Raw genomic sequence first — 16,031 nt, 5'->3', positions numbered from 1 at the left:
GTGGCGACCGTGACGTGTAAACCCCCCCAGTGCTGACTGCGGTGTATGAGCGACGTGCTTGACGAGGATTTATACAAGCGAACGAAGGCGCTGTTAGAGCCGGGTGACATCGAGTTAAACGGGGCAATCGTCCATACGGGCCTCACGAGCGACCAAGACATCGAGATGCATCAAGCCACACTCGATGTCGGCGACATCATCGCCGAATACGCCGGTCTCGCGGGCGAAACCTACGTGTATTCGGGCAACGACAACCCGAAATTCTCCTCGAACCAGCATCAGGGGCTGACCATCGAGGAAGACGAGTTCGTCTGGGAGTGCCAGCAACTGCTCCGGAAGGGCACGTTCCACATCGTCATCTACTATGAAGCGGCGCATAACCACGAGGCAATCCTCGACGACATCCGCGACCTCGGCTTCGAGGTCACGGGCGTACTTGGCTAACTACCCAACCGATGCGCGTTTCGCTGTTAGGCACTGAAACCGAGAGCCGCTGGTGTCGCCGTTTGCCATGGAAGGAGCTGGCTAACGCCTGAACAGTCAGTGGAAATCGGCTTGTAACAATGACCATCTCGCGCATAGGTATGTTCGGGGAACTTACATGGGAACGAAGGGGGGAATGGGGGCCCAACAGCGGGCGCAGTCGGAGCTACTTGGATTCTTGCTCGTCACGGCGCTGTCCATCGCGATGGTCAGCTTCATGGTGATTACCGCCTCGGGTGGGGTGGCGAGTATTCAAGCCACGGCGGAAGTAAGCAAAGCGGAAACCGCGATGGGAGTGTTCGATATGCGGGCAAGCGCGGTCACGTTCGGCGAGTCTGACCTCCAGACGGTTGCGTTCGGCAACACGGGTGAGGGGGAGCTGTTCGTCGATGAAGACGAAGGGTCGATGGTGATTATTCACACCGACTTAGACGGCAGCGACACCGTATTGTACAACAACGACCTCGGCGCACTTGTCTACAAACAGGACAACACCGAAATCGCGTATCAGGGCGGCGGTATCTGGCGGCTTGACGCAAACGGCCAGGCGCGCATGATCTCTGCGCCTGAGTTCCACTACCGTGCGGCGACGCTCACGGTTCCGGTCATCCGAGTGACGGGCGACGGCTCGATTTCCGGCGACAATGCGCGAATTGAAGCCACGCGCGGGGCCCCCTCGGACATCGTCTTCCCAGACGCGAGCCGGACGCTCGCAAACGGCGAGACGTGGTCGAACCCCGGCGCAGAGGGGTCGATGACGGTCATCGTCCAGTCGCGCTACTACGAGGGCTGGGCACAATATTTCGAAACTCGCACGGAGGGGACGGTGACGGTCGATGCGGCGACCCAGACCGTGACCCTCGACCTGACGGTGCCCTACGACATGGGTTGGTTCCGGATGCCTGAAGAGGGTGATTCACTCCACATCCGGGCGGTCGATGAAAACCACCCACTGTCTGAGTTCACGGTCACGATGTACCCAGACGACACCGACAGCGCGTGGTACAACAACCTGAAGTGGTCGTTCGTCTCGAAGCAAGTCGATGAAGAGTTCGAGATTCACCTCAGAAACAGTGGTAACGCGCCTGACGACGGGGAAGCCTGCGATAAGAAGTGGGTGGGAATAACCATCTACTACGAGAACGGTTCGGTCTACGAGGGCTGGAAGAACGACAAGGCGTTCAAAACCTCGTGCTACGACGCCGACGGCGATGGGACTGCTGACGAATCGTACCTCTACGCTGACCTCAACTCGATGAACGTCACGATGGAGTACTCATCTATCAGCAACAACGATGTCGTTGGCGGCGCAAGCGGCGTGAGCCTCGACGCAGACCGCCTTTCGGCTGACGAAGCCTACAACGGTGGCGCAGACACCGAGCTTGGACTGGTGTTGAGCAACTACCTCGGCGAGGTGGGGCCAGACATCGACCTCACGGTCGTTGACAAGAGTGCACAGACGATCAACGAAAGCGTCTCTGAGGGCACTATCCACTACGACCAGCGAAACTACACGCTCTACTTCCTCCACATCTCGGAGAACACGGTCGAAGTCGAGTTGCGCTGACCCAAGCGAGGTGCTTATGCCCGCCGCCTTCTGAAGAGCAGGCATGACAGAGGCGGACCTCGGCCCGACTGACCGCGCCATCGTCAACGCCTTCCAGGGCGGGTTTCCCGTTACCGAACGCCCGTTTGAACCCGCCGCCGCGGCGCTCCGCGAACGCGGTATCGACATCTCCGCTGACGACCTGCTTTCTCGTATCCAATCGCTCGACGAGCGCGGCGTCCTCACACGCTTTGGGGCGCTCATCAACGCCGAAGCCATCGGCGGCACGGCCACGCTCGTCGCCATGCACGCGCCCCCGGAACGCTACGACGAGGTGGCAGAACAGGTAAACGCCTTCCGGGAAGTCGCCCACAACTACGAGCGCGAACACCCGCACCTCAACATGTGGTTCGTCGTCTCCGTTGGCGACGCCGCTCGCGTCGAGGAAGTGCTCGCTGAAATCGAGGAACAAACCGGCCAGCAGACGTACAACCTCCCGAAACAACAGGAGTTTCGCGTCGAGGCAAAGTTCCTCCTTTCTGGTCCTCTCTCAGCGGGTGACGTCGACCTCTCGCACCTCGGCCCGGACGTGACGCCGAAGGCACGCGCTACGCTGACCCCCGCAGAGCGCGACCTCGTGGTCGAAATTCAGGGTGGCCTCCCCATCACCGCAACGCCGTACGCGGACGTGGCGGCGGCCATCGGCCAAGACACTGAGTGGGTTATCTCGACGATTAAGCGATTCAACCAAGAGGGCAAAGTTCGGCGCGTCGGCGTCATCCCGAACCACTACAAACTCGGCTACACGGAAAACGGCATGACCGTCTGGAACGTCCCCGACGAACTGCTTTCGGAGGTTGGCCCTGCGATTGCGAGCCTCGACTTTGTGACCCACTGCTACGAACGACCCCGTCATGAGGGCGTCTGGCCGTACAACTTCTTCGCGATGACTCACGGCCGTACCGAGGCAGAGAGCCAGAAACACATCGGCCTCGTCAAAGACCGAATGAGCGAGTTCTGGGAGGTAGGCGACGAAGACTGGGATACGCTGTTCTCGACGCGTATTTTGAAGAAGACGGGCATCCGCATCACCGAACGCGCAACTGCAAACACCGAATGATACCCCTGTTCCACGACTTCAGCGGCGAGACCGTCCTCATCTTTGGCGGCGGCTCCGTCGGCGCGCGCAAAGCCCGCCGGTTCGCCCGCGAAGCGACCGTGGTCGTGGTCAGCCCGGCGTTTGCAGACGATTCGTTTGGCGGCGCAGAGCGCGTTCGTGGCGCGCCGTCGATTCCCGAGGTTGGCGAGTGGATAGACCGCTTTGAACCGGTGCTCGTCGTCGCGGCGACGGACGAAGCCGCCCTGAACGAAGCCATCACGAAAGCGGCCAGAGAGCGTCAAACGCTCGTAAACCGCACCGACCAGTCGGGCGAGCGCGAGGCGGGAAGCGTCGTCGTCCCCGCGACCGTCCACGACGACCCCGTGACGGTGGCGATTTCAACCGGCGGGGCGAGTCCTGCACTTTCGAAACTGCTCAGACAACGCATCGAACAGGACATCGCGGGTGCGGGCGCGATGGCGGAGCTGACGAGCGAACTCAGACTCGAACTCCAGTCTGCGAACGTCGCCCCCGAGGCTCGCCGCGAGGCAATTCGCGCAGTGGTCAAATCTGACCGCGTTTGGAAGGCTTTAGGTACTGGGACAGCAAAAGCGCGCAACGAGGCACAGAGCGTGATAGACGAAACAGTCGTTGGCGGTGATTTTGATGCGTGAGTCGGGCGTCATCTCGGGCGTGAGCGTGTCGCACAAAAACGCGTGCGTAGAGACGATTGAAGCGGCGTGTGCGCCAGACCAGCAAACCGGCGTCGAGACGCTGCTTGCAGAAGAGGGCGTCAAAGAGGCATTTGTCCTCCAGACGTGCAATCGCGCGGAGGCGTACGTCGTCACGGCAACCCCCGAACTCGGGCGGCGCATCCTCGCAGACTACGTTGCGGACGTGCCCGAGGAGGCAGTCGTTTCGCTCACCCACGAAGGGAGCCTGCGCCACCTCATGCGCGTGGCGGCGGGCTTAGAGTCGCTCGTCATTGGCGAAGACCAGATTCTCGGCCAGTTGCGCACCGCCTATCTCGACGCGAGCGGCGTTGGCGGGCTCGGTCGCCTCCTCGACGATGGCATTGCGAAGGCAATCCACGTCGGTGAGCGCGCCCGAACGGAGACTGAAATCAACGAAGGAACCGTCTCGCTTGCGAGCGCGGCCACCTCACTCGCCGCCCGTGAGTGCGACCTCGAAGACGCCACCGCCCTCGTCATCGGCGCGGGTGAGATGGGGTCACTCGCGGCCACGTCGCTCGCAGACACCGTTTCCACGCTCTACGTCGCAAACCGAACCCTCCCGCGCGCAGAAGCCATCGCGGAGGTGCTCGAAACCGAAGCAACGGCCATCTCACTCGACGATGTTCCCGCCGTCGTCGCAGACGTGTCGGTCATCATCACTGCAACCGGTAGCCCGGAGCCGATCCTCTCAGAAAAAACGCTCTCGAAGGCAGCCAAGACGCTCATCATCGACCTCGCCCAACCCCGCGACGTCGCGCTTGCTGCGGCGTCGCTCCCGGACATCACCATCTTCGACTTAGACCGGCTCGAATCGGTCACCGACGAGGCCCACGAGCAACGCAAAGCCGCTGCACAGCGCGTCGCTGAGATGATCGACCGCGAGTTCGACCACCTGCTCGCCCAGTACAAACGAAAGCGCGCAGACCGCGTGATAGCGGCGATGTACGAGAGCGCAGACCACCTGAAGACCCGGGAGTTGCAGACGGCATTCTCCCAACTCGAGGCAACCGGCGGACTGACCGACGAACAGCGTGAGGTTGTCGAATCGCTCGCCAACTCGCTTGTCGGCCAGTTGCTCGCCGCGCCGACGAAGAGTCTGCGCGACGCGGCAGAAGAAGACGACTGGACGACCATCAACACGGCACTCCAACTGTTCAACCCCGAGTTTGGGGCAGAGCCACCAGCGTTCGTCAAAGCGATGACCGAAAACGACCATCCAGACCCCGCCGCGACGAGCGCCGAAGACGACTGATTTGCCGAGTTTCTGTCGGGGCTGAATTAGCTATTTCTCCAGCGAAGGCGTACTCTCTTACGACCGTTTGCCCGCACGATACGGCGACGGAAGACGTTATGACAATCAGAGATATTGCGCGGCCACGAGAGGAACTCGTCTCTGCGACGAAGGAGACGCCGGTAACAGAACTCGCGACGATGATGCGAGAACGAACCGTCGGGAGCGTGGTCATCGAAGCAGAACGAAAGCCCGTTGGCATCGTCACCGATCGTGACCTCGCCATGAAAATCGTCGCCGCGGGCAAAGACCCGCGCGACATGACGGCTGCGGACGTGATGAACGGCAATACCATCACCGTGGATGTCAACGATGGCGTCTTCGACGTCTGCCGGACGATGCGCGAGAGCGGAGTGCGCCGGGTGCCCGTCATGGACAACGGCGAACTGGCAGGCATTCTGACGCTCGATGACATTATTGTGTTGCTCGAAGACGAGCTACACGACCTCTCAGAGGTCATCCGGTCTGAATCACCGCCGTACGCCCTCCCGTAACCACAACTAGCAAAAACGGTTATTTCAATTGAACGAGTTGTTAGGATATGGCAGACCTGCTCTCCGACGACGAAATCGCATCCCGACTCCCCAGTGGCTGGGAACGAGACGGCGACGAAATTACGCGCACCTACGAGTTCGACGATTATCTAGACGGCGTCGAGTTCGTCACGAACATCGCAGAAATCGCAGAAGACGAGTTCCATCATCCGGAAATCATCATCGGCTACAAACAGGTTGAAGTGCGGCTCACAAGCCACGAAGCGGGCGGTATCACCGAGCAGGACACGCACCTCGCGGGGCGGTTCAACGACGAGCAGTGAGCCACGCACGCTACGTGTTCGAGATTCGTGTCCGCCCAGAGAGCACTCGTGATGACCTCACGCTGTCGCCCGCGGAGATGTCGGTCAAGCTCTATAAGGATGCGGCACAACCGGGTGAAGACGGCTGGCTGTTCTTCCGAGACTATCTCTGGCGCGGAAAATTGAACGAGACAGCCCCGTTTCGCAGTGACCTCGAAGCGGCATATTCCCTGCGCGTGGTGAGCGTTGAGTTCAAAGGCCTCCAGACCTCGACTGCGTATCTCGACGCGCTGAAAGACGAGATTCACGGCCATCTCGACCTGTTCAATGCAGACACGGTCGATGAGGTGCTCAATAAGTATCTCGGCAGTTCGATTCAGGTCACGTAGGCGGAAAGCGTCTTATCGGTTCGTGACGTATTTCTTCGTGAATGGTCGTCGCTGACTACGATTTCTGGCTTTTTGATTTAGACGGGACGCTCATCGACGTGGAGTGGCGCTACACTCGTGAGGTGTTCGACCGGGTTGGCGACCGCCTTGGGCGGCCCTTTTCAGACCGCGAAGCCGAAATTCTCTGGCACGGTCTCGGGGGCAAGCGCGACGATAAACTGGCCGAGTGGGACATCGACTCAAACGAGTTCTGGCCCGCCTTCCACGCTGTCGAAGACCCAGCCGCCCGCGCCGAGGCAACGTATCTCCACGACGATGCCGCGTTCGTCGCAGATATTCAGACGCCGGTTGGCCTCGTCACCCACTGTCAGCCGTTTCTCGCCCATCCGGTGCTCGCCCATCTCGATATCACCGACTGGTTCGACACCATCGTCTGCTGTAGCGACGACGTGGGCTGGAAACCAGACCCCGGCCCTGTTTCGTTTGCGATGAGCGAACTCGGCGTGTCTCCCGCTGCCCACGGTGTGCTCGCGGGCGACGGCTCGAACGACATCGGCGCGGCGTGGAACGCGGGGCTCGACGGGATTCACGTCGAACGCCACGACCCACACCGGCGGGGTGAGTGCGTGCTCGGAGACTATCGTCTCACGTCGTTCGAACAGTTGTGGCAAAACAGCAACGTAGAGTTCTCGCGTCCGTCACCAGACGATGCTTAATCGTAGGTGTCCTGTGGGTCTTCGAGTCGCGCCCCCATCACGGTTTCTTCGACCGTTGTAATCGTCGAATTGACACGCAGGTCGTGACCGCACTCTGGACACGGTAGTGCCAGTACGACGACAACGTCGCCGTTTCGATGTTCGATGCCTAACACTTCTGTGTCTGAGGGGTACAGGTATTCCGCCTCAAGTGGATGCGCGCAGCTCATGTGCCACCACCGGAATTCGGCGTATGGTATAACGTCGCACGACTGGTTATATACTTCGGCGGCCGGTCAGCGGCGATCGTAGCCCGGTATTGCCTGGAAAACGTCGTCAGCCGCCGCAATCGCGGCTGTAAGCGCGCGAACACCCGACTTTTCCATACGGTCAGGATTTCCGTACACAGTGACCGGCTCCGTCCCGAGCGAGACGAAAGAGAGCCCCAGTTTCTCGGCGGTCGCCCGGAGCCCGAGGCCAACGTCCGCACTGCCCGCCGCAACCGTTCGCGCCGGACTCTCGTGGGCTTTGACCGTGTGGTCGAAGCCAGCAATCGCGCTCACGAGGTCGTGGCGCGTCTCGCCACGCTCCGCCGCGAGCGTCGAAAGCGCCTCCGTGAGCGAGGTTCTGAGCCCGGACGCTGTCGAACGATTCACGAATCTGAGGTCGCGGTCTACGAGGGCTGCAAGCCCGGTCACTTCTTTCGGGTTCCCTGCCGCAACGACGAGGCCCCACTCGCGCGACCACGAACCGAGGGAGACGGCGTCGAATTCCGGTTCGCCACCCATCGACGTCACGGCAACGTCCGCAATGCCGTTGCGAAGCCGTCGGAGGCCCTCGCGACTCCCCACCGAGAGGTAGCGCGGGCGTTCGACGCCGTCGAGTATTCGGGAGAGTGCGGGGTCGTCCTCACCCACGCCGAACACCGTGGGTGGCACGATGTCGGGCGAAAACAGCGACACTGAAACGGCTTCATCCACGTCGAGAAACGAGGTGTCGGGATGTACTTCGACCACGCCGTCCGCCTCGACGAGGCTCGTCGTCGCGCCGCTGCCTTTGTCTACCGGGTACACGAGCAGGTCGCCCGCGCCGTCTTCGACCAAGCCAACGGGCATGAGTCGCATCCGGCCTTCGGCGTAGCGCTCGCGGACGGCCATCTTTCCCGTGACGGTTGCCGCCGCGGGTTCGGGGAGTCCCGCTGCCTTCCGGATGGCGGGCGCGACGAACGCCTGAAAGATGGTGAGCGCGGACACCGGATAGCCGGGCAGACCGATATACGCGGACTGTTCGAGGCGGCCGATGAGCATGGGCTTGCCCGGTTTCACGGCCACGCCGTGGAGGAGTAGTTCGCCCTGGTCTTCGATGACACGATAGATGACGTCCACCGCGGATGCGCTCGTCGAACCCGACGAGAGCACGAGGTCGCACTCACTCGCGGCGTTCGTCAACAGTCGCTCCATCTCGTCGTAGTCGTCGCCCGCGTGAGGGTACAACACGGCTTCGCCGCCTGCGTCCTCGACGCCCGCGGCGATGGTGGTGCTGTTCACGTCGAAAATCTGTCCGGCCGCGCTGTTGAGCGACTCACCCGGTCGCACAAGCTCGTCGCCGGTCGAGACGATGCCGACACGGGGCTTCCCACGGACGGGAACTTCGTCCACGCCGAGCGCCGAAAGGAGGCCAATCTCGCGGGGCGTGATGCGGGTTCCGGGGCCGAGCGCGCGCTCTCCAGCCGCGATGTCCGCCCCCGCAAACATCACGCTGTCGCCGGGCGCAACGGCGGTGCGAAACGCTATCTCGCCGTCGCGTTCGTCGGTGCGCTCGACCATGACCACGGCGTCCGCGCCGGGTGGCAGCACCGCACCGGTTGAAATCTCCGCACACTCGCCCTCGCCAACCGAGACGGCTGGCTCTGCGCCCGCGTGTACTTCACCGACGAGCGACAGTACTGCAGGATTCGCTTCGTCTGCGCCGAAGGTGTCGCGCGCTTGCACTGCGTACCCGTCCATGCTCGCCCGGTCGAAACCGGGCACGTCCAGATGGGCGTCTACTCGTTTTGCGAGCACGCGGCCGCGAGACGCTGCAAGCGAAACCGTCTCGGTTTGCCCACCAAGCTCCAACGAGGCAATCGCATCGTGGGCGACATGGGGCGCAGCGAGGTCGTGAAACTCCTTTCTGCTCATGCGAGCCACTCCCAGTTCTGTACCGTGACGGTCGCTCCTTTTGCAATCCCTTCGCTCGATTCGGGTACTTCAACCCAGCCGTCTGCGAGCGCGACGCTCGACAGCACGCCGGACCCGCTCGCCCGTGTCGGGGTGGCGACGCGCTCGCCGTCGTCTTCGCTCAAGCGCACGCGGACGAACGTCCGGTCGCCCACGTCGCTGTGTATCTTCCGCTCGAGTTTGGCTTCGACCGTCGGGAACTCGTCTAGTGGCAGCCCGCCAGCCCATTTGAGTGCCGGGCGAAGGAACTGGACAGCGTTGATGATGCACGCGACGGGATAGCCCGGAAGCATGATGACGGGTGTCTCAGAAACCACGCCGAGCGCAACCGGGTGGCCCGGCTTAAGTGCAACGCCGTGGACAAACACGTCACCAATCTCTTCGATGACCTCCGGAATCAGGTCGCGTTCACCGACCGACGAGCCGCCGGTGGTGACGATGATGTCGGCGTCAAGATTCCCTTCGACCGCTTCGCGGAGACTCGTTTCGTCGTCGGTCACGATGTCGTGATAGCTCGCCGCGCCACCCCAGCGTTCGACCAGCCTCGAAACCGTCAGGCCGTTCGTCTCGATGACTTCGCCCGGTTCGGGGTCTGCTTCCACGAGTTCTTCCCCAGTCGGGATGACGGCCACGCGCGGTTTTTCGGACACCGTGACCTCGGTCACGCCCGTCGATTTGAGCAAGCCGAGGTCGGAGGGGCGCAGTCGGTGGCCCGCCTCGTAGAGATTTTGACCTTTTTTGACGTCCTCGCCTTCGGGTGCGACGTTCTCGCCTTCTGCGACCGCGTCGAACACTTCGAGGTCGTCACCCACTGGCTCTACGTGTTCGACCATCACGACGGCGTCCGCGCCGGGCGGAAGTTCGCTCCCCGTGTGCACCTGGACAGCGCCACCGGGCGCGACTTCACCGGTTGTGATGCGGAGGTGGTTCGGTGCTCTGCTCGACGCGCCGAACGTGTCTTCGGCTCTGACCGCGAACCCGTCCATCGCCGCGCGGTCGTAGTGAGGGACGCTTTGTCCGCTCACGACGGCTTCGGCCAGCACACAGCCGTCTGCCTCGGCAAGCGGGCGGCGCACAGTCCGCTCGTGTCGTGTGGTTACGTCCTGAAGGCGGGTGCGGGCGGTGGAGATGCGGGTGAGTTCTTTGAACCCGGCGTCTCTCAGGAGGTCGCTCATGGCAGGCCCCTACGACCCGGCCGACAAAAAGCACCCGGACAGATTCCCGCTACCGGGGGCTTTTTCGCTCCTGCGTCCATACCCATGGGTATGTCAGCGCTGCGCGATGCTCTGCGAGACCTTCCAGACGCAGTGTTCGCAGACCTCCTCGAAAACGACGACTCGTATCTCCTCGTGATTGACTTCCCCGGCGTCACGAAAGACACCGTGGATGTGCGTGTTGAGAACGGACGACTCCACATCGAGGCGCGCCGAGAGAAAGACCTCCCGACCGACTACCGCTATCTTCGGGAAGACCGCTCTATGTTCCTCGACGTAGACCTGCCGCTCCCACCGAAAGTGACCGGAACTGAAGCGGAGGGGTCGGTGTCGCGTGGCGTGCTCGAAATCACTCTCCCGAAATGGCGTGCTGCTCCCGGGACGAGCATCCCAATCAGTGACGAATAGGGGGTTCCAAAGTCAGTGAACCTTCGTCCGTACCGACGGTTTTTCACCGTCGCCAGACAGTTTTTACCGCTGCTTCTCGCCTACGCACGCGACCGACGCCGATTCTTGCTGTTCGGCGGGCGCAGAACCGTCACCCCAGAGATTCGCCGCCAGCGAGCACAAGCCCTCCTCGATGCGATGCTCACGCTCGGGCCGACGTTCATCAAACTCGGTCAACTCCTCTCGACGCGTCCGGACATCCTCCCGCCAGAGTACATCGACGAGTTCGCCAAACTCCAAGACAGCGTCCCGCCAGCACCGTGGCCGGAGGCGAAACAGGTCATCGAAGCCGAACTCGGCCCGATAGACGCGGAGTTCGATACCTTTGAGACGGAGGCGATAAGCGGCGCGAGCCTCGGACAGGTGTACTACGCCGAACTCGATGGGCAAGCCGTCGCCGTCAAGGTGAGACGGCCGAATATCGAAGACCTCGTGGAAGCCGACCTGCGGGTCATCCGCTGGAGCCTGCCGGTGTTGATGCGGTTTACCGGCACGGCGCGGGCGTTCTCGCTCGAAAACCTAGCAGACGAATTTGCGAGAACTATCCGCGAGGAGATGGACTACCGCCGCGAGGGGCAGATGCTCACGGAGATTCGCGCGAACTTCGAAAACGAAGACCGAATCGTGATTCCACGGGTCATCGAATCGCACTCCGATTCGCGCGTCCTCACGATGGAGTACGTGAGCGGGACGAAAATCAACGATATCGAAGACATCGACGCGATGAACGTCGACCGCTCGGTGCTCGCAGAGACGCTCCAGCGCATCTACCTGCAGATGATTATCGACGATGGGGTGTTCCACGCAGACCCCCATCCCGGGAATCTCGCGGTGCGACCGGACGGAAAAATTGTCTTCTACGACTTCGGGATGAGCGGGCGGGTAGACGAGTTCGTCCAGCAGAAAATCATCGAATTCTACATCGCGGTTGCGAATCAGGACATCGAAGGTATCCTCGATGCGCTCATCGAGATGGGCACGCTGAGTCCGGATGCAGACCGCCGGGTGATGGGCGACGTGATGGAGCTCGCCATCGCCGACGCCCGCGGCGAGAACATCGAACAGTACCGCGTCCAGCAGATTGTGAGTCAGGTCGAAGACACAATCTACGAGTTCCCGCTTCGCTTGCCATCGAACCTCGCGCTCGTCTTGCGCGTGGCGACGGTCGTAGAGGGCGTTTGCGTGACGCTTGACCCCGATTTCGACTTCATCTCGGTTGCAACGCAGTACCTCACCGAGCAGGGCTACCGCGAGGCGGGGGTCAGGCAGTTTTTAGAAGACCGGGGCGACGAGGTTCGACAGGCGGCGTGGTCAGGGCTTCGCACCCCGCCGAAGCTCGAACGAGCACTCGACCGGGTCAACCGCGATGACTTCTACGTGCGGGCGGACATCGAGGACTCTGATGGTCACCTTACGCGGCTCGCAAAACGCCTCATCTACGGGATGTTGCTCTCGGTCGGGCTGATTGCAACCGCGGTGCTCTACGCCTTTTCGACGCCGGAATCGAGTGCGGTGGCTGGCGTGTTCTCGCTCGCTATCGCTGGGTTGCTTTATCTCTCCTTTCGCAAACGCCGCGGGATTCGGGCAACCCCGCAGTTCACGCGACAGAACCTCCGCCAGCGACAGGGCAAGTAGGGGCAAACAGACGACACGGGGCTGTCACGAAGCGGTGTGCCGTACACCCGCGCGGCGCTTCGTGGTGGCTCGTCAGAACATGACGTCGCTGGCCGCGTCTTTGGGTAAAAACGCTTGGTCGAACCCCGCTACTTTTCTCCGACTCGGCTGTTACTTTGGGTATGGAAATCGATTCGTTCGGTCTCGAACGCTGGTTCGCCCGGTACGAACCTGACGCTGACATTATGCTCGCAGAGAGTGGGATTCGGTCGCTTCCGGCGAGCCGGTTCGACACCGACCCCGGCGAACTCGGCTACGTCATTCCGACCAACGGTGACGACGAACTGCGCGAACAACTCGCCGCTCGGTACGACCGGGATACAGACGAAGTCATCTTCACCTGTGGCGCACAGGAAGCCAACTTTCTCGTCTTTCTCGCCTTGCTCGGGCAGGGCGGCCACGCGGTTACGGTCACGCCAACGTACCAGTCGCTCCACGCGATTCCGGACGCCTTTGGTGAGGTGACGACGGTCGAACTTGACGCACCGACGTGGGAACTCGACGTAGCTGCCGTTGAGATGGCAATTCGTGAAGATACTCGCCTTCTCGTCGTCAACAACCCGAACAACCCTACGGGGAAATACCACGACGCGGAGACGATGGCTGCACTGTACGACCTCGCGGTTGAAAACGACGCCTACCTGCTCGTAGACGAGGTGTACCGACTGCTCGCAGACGAGCCCCATCCGCCAGCGGCGAGTCTTGGTCGACGCGCCATCAGCACGGCCAGTCTCTCGAAAGCATACGGCCTTGCAGGCCTGCGATTTGGATGGATTGTTGGCCCACCGGAAGTCGTCGAAGCGGCGTGGCACTGGAAAGATTACACGACCATCTCGCCGTCTCAGTTCGGCCAGCACATCGCACGGCAAGCGTTCGAGCGCGAAGATGAACTGCTCACAGAGAGTCGCGAGATTGCCGCCACGAACCGGGCGCTCGTTGCGGAGTTCGTTGAGATGTGGGATCTGTCGTGTTTTGAGCCGGTTGGCGTGAACGCGTTTATCGAGATTCCCGATTCGTTTTCCAGCGGAAAGGAGTTCTGTCGGGCGGTTGTCGGAGAAGAAAGTGTCGTCCTCGCACCGGGCGAGTTCTTTGGCTACCCCGACCGATTTCGTCTCGGATTTGGGCTACCAACCGAGGAACTCATTGAGGGTCTCTCACGGCTTGAAACCTGTCTCCGGCGGCACGAATAGCGTTCCAAACCGTTTATACAGTCTCGTGGAAAAAGCAGACACATGGCGAAGCAACAAGGCGAGGTCCGCGACCTCCAGGAAGGCAGCTACGTTATGATCAACAACGTTCCGTGCCTCATCACCGCTTACAGCACGGCAAAGCCCGGCAAACACGGCAGCGCAAAGGCCCGTGTCGAGGGCAAGGGCGTCTTCGACAGCAAAAAGCGCACTTTCTCCCAGCCCGTTGACGCGAAAATCTGGATTCCAATCATTGAGCGCAAACAGGGCCAAGTCGTGAGCGTCGAAAGCTCCGACGTCGCACAGGTCATGGACCTCGATACCTACGAAACCTTCTCCATCAAGGTGCCCGGTGACAAGACGCTGACGCCGGAAGACGAAATCGAATACCTCGAGATGGACGACCAGCGCAAAATTATCTAAATGTTCCCGGGCGCGCTGGCTTCTCGCACCGACGCTTCGTACGTCATTCTCGGCGCGCCGCTTGACATTTCTACTTCGTTCCAGCCCGGGGCTCGATTCGGCCCCGGACGCATCCGACAGTACGCAGAGAACTTCGACGACTACGACCACCGGACGGACGCACATTTTACTGACTTGCAGGTAGCAGACGAGGGGGACCTCCACGCGTGGGACGACGCGGCCGATTACCTCGATTTCTTACAGGGGATGGTCACCGACATCGAGCGTGACGAGGCACTCCCCATTTTGCTCGGGGGCGAACACACGGTAACGGTGGCGGGCGTGCGGGCAACCGCCCCCGACACGTTCGTCTGTCTCGACGCCCATCTCGACCTCCGCGAGGAGTACGCTGGCAATCCGCTCAGCCACGCAACTGTCACCCGCCACGCCCTCTCCGTCGCAGACGAGGCCATCATCCTCGGCGCACGGACGGGCAACAAAGCCGAGTGGGAGCGCGCCGCAGACGGCGACGTGACCGTGATTCCCCCCGAAGACGTGGCAGACTGGACGTTCGAGGGCGATGGCGCAGTCTACCTGAGCGTAGACATCGACGCCGCAGACCCCGGCTTCGCACCGGGGACGGGGACGATGGAACCCTACGGCCTCACGCCGCGTGAGATGCGAGACGTGATCAGAGAAGTCGCACCCCACGCTGTCGGTTTTGACATTGTTGAGGTGAACGATCGCGACGACGGGCAGGCGGCGACGCTCGGGGCGAAGCTGTGCAGAGAATTCGTCTTCTCGCACGCCGATTCGACGTAAGAACGGGAACGCGGCCGGTTATGACCCGGGGGTCACCCGGCGCACGAGTCCCCGTGCTGTTCGGACAATCCGATTCTTTGTTCGTCGAGGCAATCGACGCCAAACGAATGCGGCGTTGCGGAATTTTCCCATTGGGAAGCAACTCCGTTGTCCGACCCGCAGAAGGCGGGTAGTCGCTCTGTTATCGCCGCATTTCTTAACGCTGGTGGCTAATTCTGTGCTATGAAACTCACCGATCTCGTCTCGCGCTACGACGAGCGCCTTCGCACCGAAGACTATGCGTTCGACGTGAGTGCGAACGGGTTGCAAGTCGGCCCCGAGGAGACGGACGTCTCGAAAGTCGCTTTCGGCGTGGACGCCGCCGTCTCGACTATCGAAGCTGCGGCCGATGCAGGGGCGGACGTGTTTGTCGTCCACCACGGGCTCTCGTGGGGTGGTATCGAGCGCGTCACGGGCGCGACCTACGAGCGGATTCGCCTGCTTGTGGAAAACGACATCGCGCTCTACGCCTCGCACCTCCCGCTCGACGGGCACGAAGCACTCGGCAACGCCGCCGGTATCGCGGACTTACTGGCGCTCGAAAATCGCGAGCGATTCGGCGTGGAGGCTTCAGAGTACATCGGGATTCGCGGGACTGCGCCCGACCCGCTTTCGGTCACCGGCCTCCGAGAAGCCCTTATCGGCCTCGACAACGGCGGACAAGGCGTGCAGATACTCGACCACGGCCCAGAGAAAATCGAGGACATTGGCATCATCACGGGCAGCGGCACCGATTGGCTTCCGGAAGCCGAAGAAGCAGGCCTCGACGCGCTCATCACGGGCGAGGGGAAACAGCCTGCCTACCACAATTCGAAGGAAGCGGGCATCCACGTCGTGCTTGCTGGCCACTACGCAACCGAGACGTTCGGGGTGCGTGCGCTTCAGGAACTCACCGAGGAGTGGGGGCTCGACACGACCTTTATCGGTGAACCGACGGGGCTCTGACGGGCTGTACGTACCCTCGTGACAGACCGCGTCGTTCAAACCTTCGCAA

The 16,031-nt window shown here is 61.7% G+C and carries 18 protein-coding genes; 15 read left to right on the top strand and 3 right to left on the bottom strand.

Annotation, left to right across the window (positions count from 1 at the left end):
* Positions 1-45 precede the first annotated feature (45 nt).
* The 9 genes from V5N47_RS04360 (at position 46) to V5N47_RS04320 (ending at position 7,054) form a co-directional block, all read left to right on the top strand.
* Positions 46-444, top strand: coding sequence for a DUF5778 family protein (locus V5N47_RS04360; RefSeq protein WP_338729632.1), 399 nt, complete (start codon positions 46-48; stop codon positions 442-444).
* 157 nt (positions 445-601) lie between these two features.
* On the top strand, positions 602-2,050 hold the full coding sequence (locus tag V5N47_RS04355; RefSeq protein WP_338729631.1) for a hypothetical protein: 1,449 nt from the start codon (positions 602-604) through the stop codon (positions 2,048-2,050).
* Positions 2,051-2,093: 43 nt separating this feature from the next.
* Positions 2,094-3,149 (top strand): Lrp/AsnC family transcriptional regulator, encoded by a 1,056-nt coding sequence (locus V5N47_RS04350; protein WP_338729630.1) that lies wholly within the window; start codon positions 2,094-2,096, stop codon positions 3,147-3,149.
* Positions 3,146-3,802, top strand: coding sequence for a bifunctional precorrin-2 dehydrogenase/sirohydrochlorin ferrochelatase (locus V5N47_RS04345; RefSeq protein ID WP_338729629.1), 657 nt, complete (start codon positions 3,146-3,148; stop codon positions 3,800-3,802). The genes V5N47_RS04350 and V5N47_RS04345 overlap by 4 nt, the downstream gene beginning before the upstream one ends.
* Positions 3,795-5,114, top strand: a complete 1,320-nt coding sequence (gene hemA / locus V5N47_RS04340) for a glutamyl-tRNA reductase (protein WP_338729628.1) — start codon at positions 3,795-3,797, stop codon at positions 5,112-5,114. The genes V5N47_RS04345 and hemA overlap by 8 nt, the downstream gene beginning before the upstream one ends.
* A gap of 98 nt (positions 5,115-5,212) precedes the next feature.
* Positions 5,213-5,647, top strand: coding sequence for a CBS domain-containing protein (locus V5N47_RS04335; protein ID WP_338729627.1), 435 nt, complete (start codon positions 5,213-5,215; stop codon positions 5,645-5,647).
* 47 nt (positions 5,648-5,694) lie between these two features.
* Positions 5,695-5,970, top strand: coding sequence for a 4a-hydroxytetrahydrobiopterin dehydratase (locus V5N47_RS04330; RefSeq protein WP_338729626.1), 276 nt, complete (start codon positions 5,695-5,697; stop codon positions 5,968-5,970).
* On the top strand, positions 5,967-6,338 hold the full coding sequence (lwrS, locus tag V5N47_RS04325; RefSeq protein WP_338729625.1) for an LWR-salt protein: 372 nt from the start codon (positions 5,967-5,969) through the stop codon (positions 6,336-6,338). Before V5N47_RS04330 ends, lwrS begins: the two co-directional genes overlap by 4 nt.
* Positions 6,339-6,379: 41 nt before the next feature.
* Positions 6,380-7,054 (top strand): HAD family hydrolase, encoded by a 675-nt coding sequence (locus tag V5N47_RS04320; RefSeq protein ID WP_338729624.1) that lies wholly within the window; start codon positions 6,380-6,382, stop codon positions 7,052-7,054.
* On the opposite strand, the gene V5N47_RS04315 is transcribed toward V5N47_RS04320, so the two are convergent.
* The 3 genes from V5N47_RS04315 to glp form a co-directional block, all read right to left on the bottom strand.
* Positions 7,051-7,263 carry a hypothetical protein gene (locus V5N47_RS04315; RefSeq protein WP_338729623.1) on the bottom strand — a complete coding sequence of 71 codons (213 nt, stop codon included), beginning with the start codon at positions 7,261-7,263 and terminating at the stop codon, positions 7,051-7,053. The two genes, V5N47_RS04320 and V5N47_RS04315, sit on opposite strands and share 4 nt — an antisense overlap.
* A gap of 66 nt (positions 7,264-7,329) precedes the next feature.
* Positions 7,330-9,213: a molybdopterin biosynthesis protein gene (locus tag V5N47_RS04310; protein ID WP_338729622.1), complete on the bottom strand. Its 1,884-nt coding sequence runs from the start codon at positions 9,211-9,213 to the stop codon at positions 7,330-7,332.
* Complete coding sequence (glp, locus tag V5N47_RS04305) at positions 9,210-10,427, bottom strand: gephyrin-like molybdotransferase Glp (protein WP_338729621.1); 1,218 nt, start codon at positions 10,425-10,427, stop codon at positions 9,210-9,212. The genes V5N47_RS04310 and glp overlap by 4 nt, the downstream gene beginning before the upstream one ends.
* Positions 10,428-10,517: 90 nt before the next feature.
* Here glp and V5N47_RS04300 point away from each other — a divergent pair, with 90 nt between their 5' ends.
* The 6 genes from V5N47_RS04300 (at position 10,518) to V5N47_RS04275 (ending at position 15,982) form a co-directional block, all read left to right on the top strand.
* Positions 10,518-10,874 carry an Hsp20/alpha crystallin family protein gene (locus V5N47_RS04300; RefSeq protein WP_338729620.1) on the top strand — a complete coding sequence of 119 codons (357 nt, stop codon included), beginning with the start codon at positions 10,518-10,520 and terminating at the stop codon, positions 10,872-10,874.
* Positions 10,875-10,889: 15 nt separating this feature from the next.
* On the top strand, positions 10,890-12,548 hold the full coding sequence (locus V5N47_RS04295; protein WP_338729619.1) for an AarF/ABC1/UbiB kinase family protein: 1,659 nt from the start codon (positions 10,890-10,892) through the stop codon (positions 12,546-12,548).
* Positions 12,549-12,709: 161 nt separating this feature from the next.
* On the top strand, positions 12,710-13,777 hold the full coding sequence (locus V5N47_RS04290) for an aminotransferase class I/II-fold pyridoxal phosphate-dependent enzyme (RefSeq protein ID WP_338729618.1): 1,068 nt from the start codon (positions 12,710-12,712) through the stop codon (positions 13,775-13,777).
* A 42-nt stretch (positions 13,778-13,819) separates the two neighbouring features.
* On the top strand, positions 13,820-14,197 hold the full coding sequence (locus tag V5N47_RS04285) for a translation initiation factor IF-5A (protein WP_338729617.1): 378 nt from the start codon (positions 13,820-13,822) through the stop codon (positions 14,195-14,197).
* Complete coding sequence (speB, locus tag V5N47_RS04280) at positions 14,198-14,998, top strand: agmatinase (protein WP_338729616.1); 801 nt, start codon at positions 14,198-14,200, stop codon at positions 14,996-14,998.
* Positions 14,999-15,220: 222 nt separating this feature from the next.
* A complete protein-coding gene (locus tag V5N47_RS04275; RefSeq protein ID WP_338729615.1) occupies positions 15,221-15,982 on the top strand; it encodes a Nif3-like dinuclear metal center hexameric protein in 762 nt (253 codons plus the stop codon).
* Positions 15,983-16,031: the final 49 nt, after the last annotated feature.

This window comes from Haladaptatus sp. DJG-WS-42, from assembly GCF_037198285.1.
Taxonomy (GTDB): domain Archaea; phylum Halobacteriota; class Halobacteria; order Halobacteriales; family Halococcaceae; genus QDMS2.
This window is presented reverse-complemented; position numbering and strand designations above follow the sequence as displayed.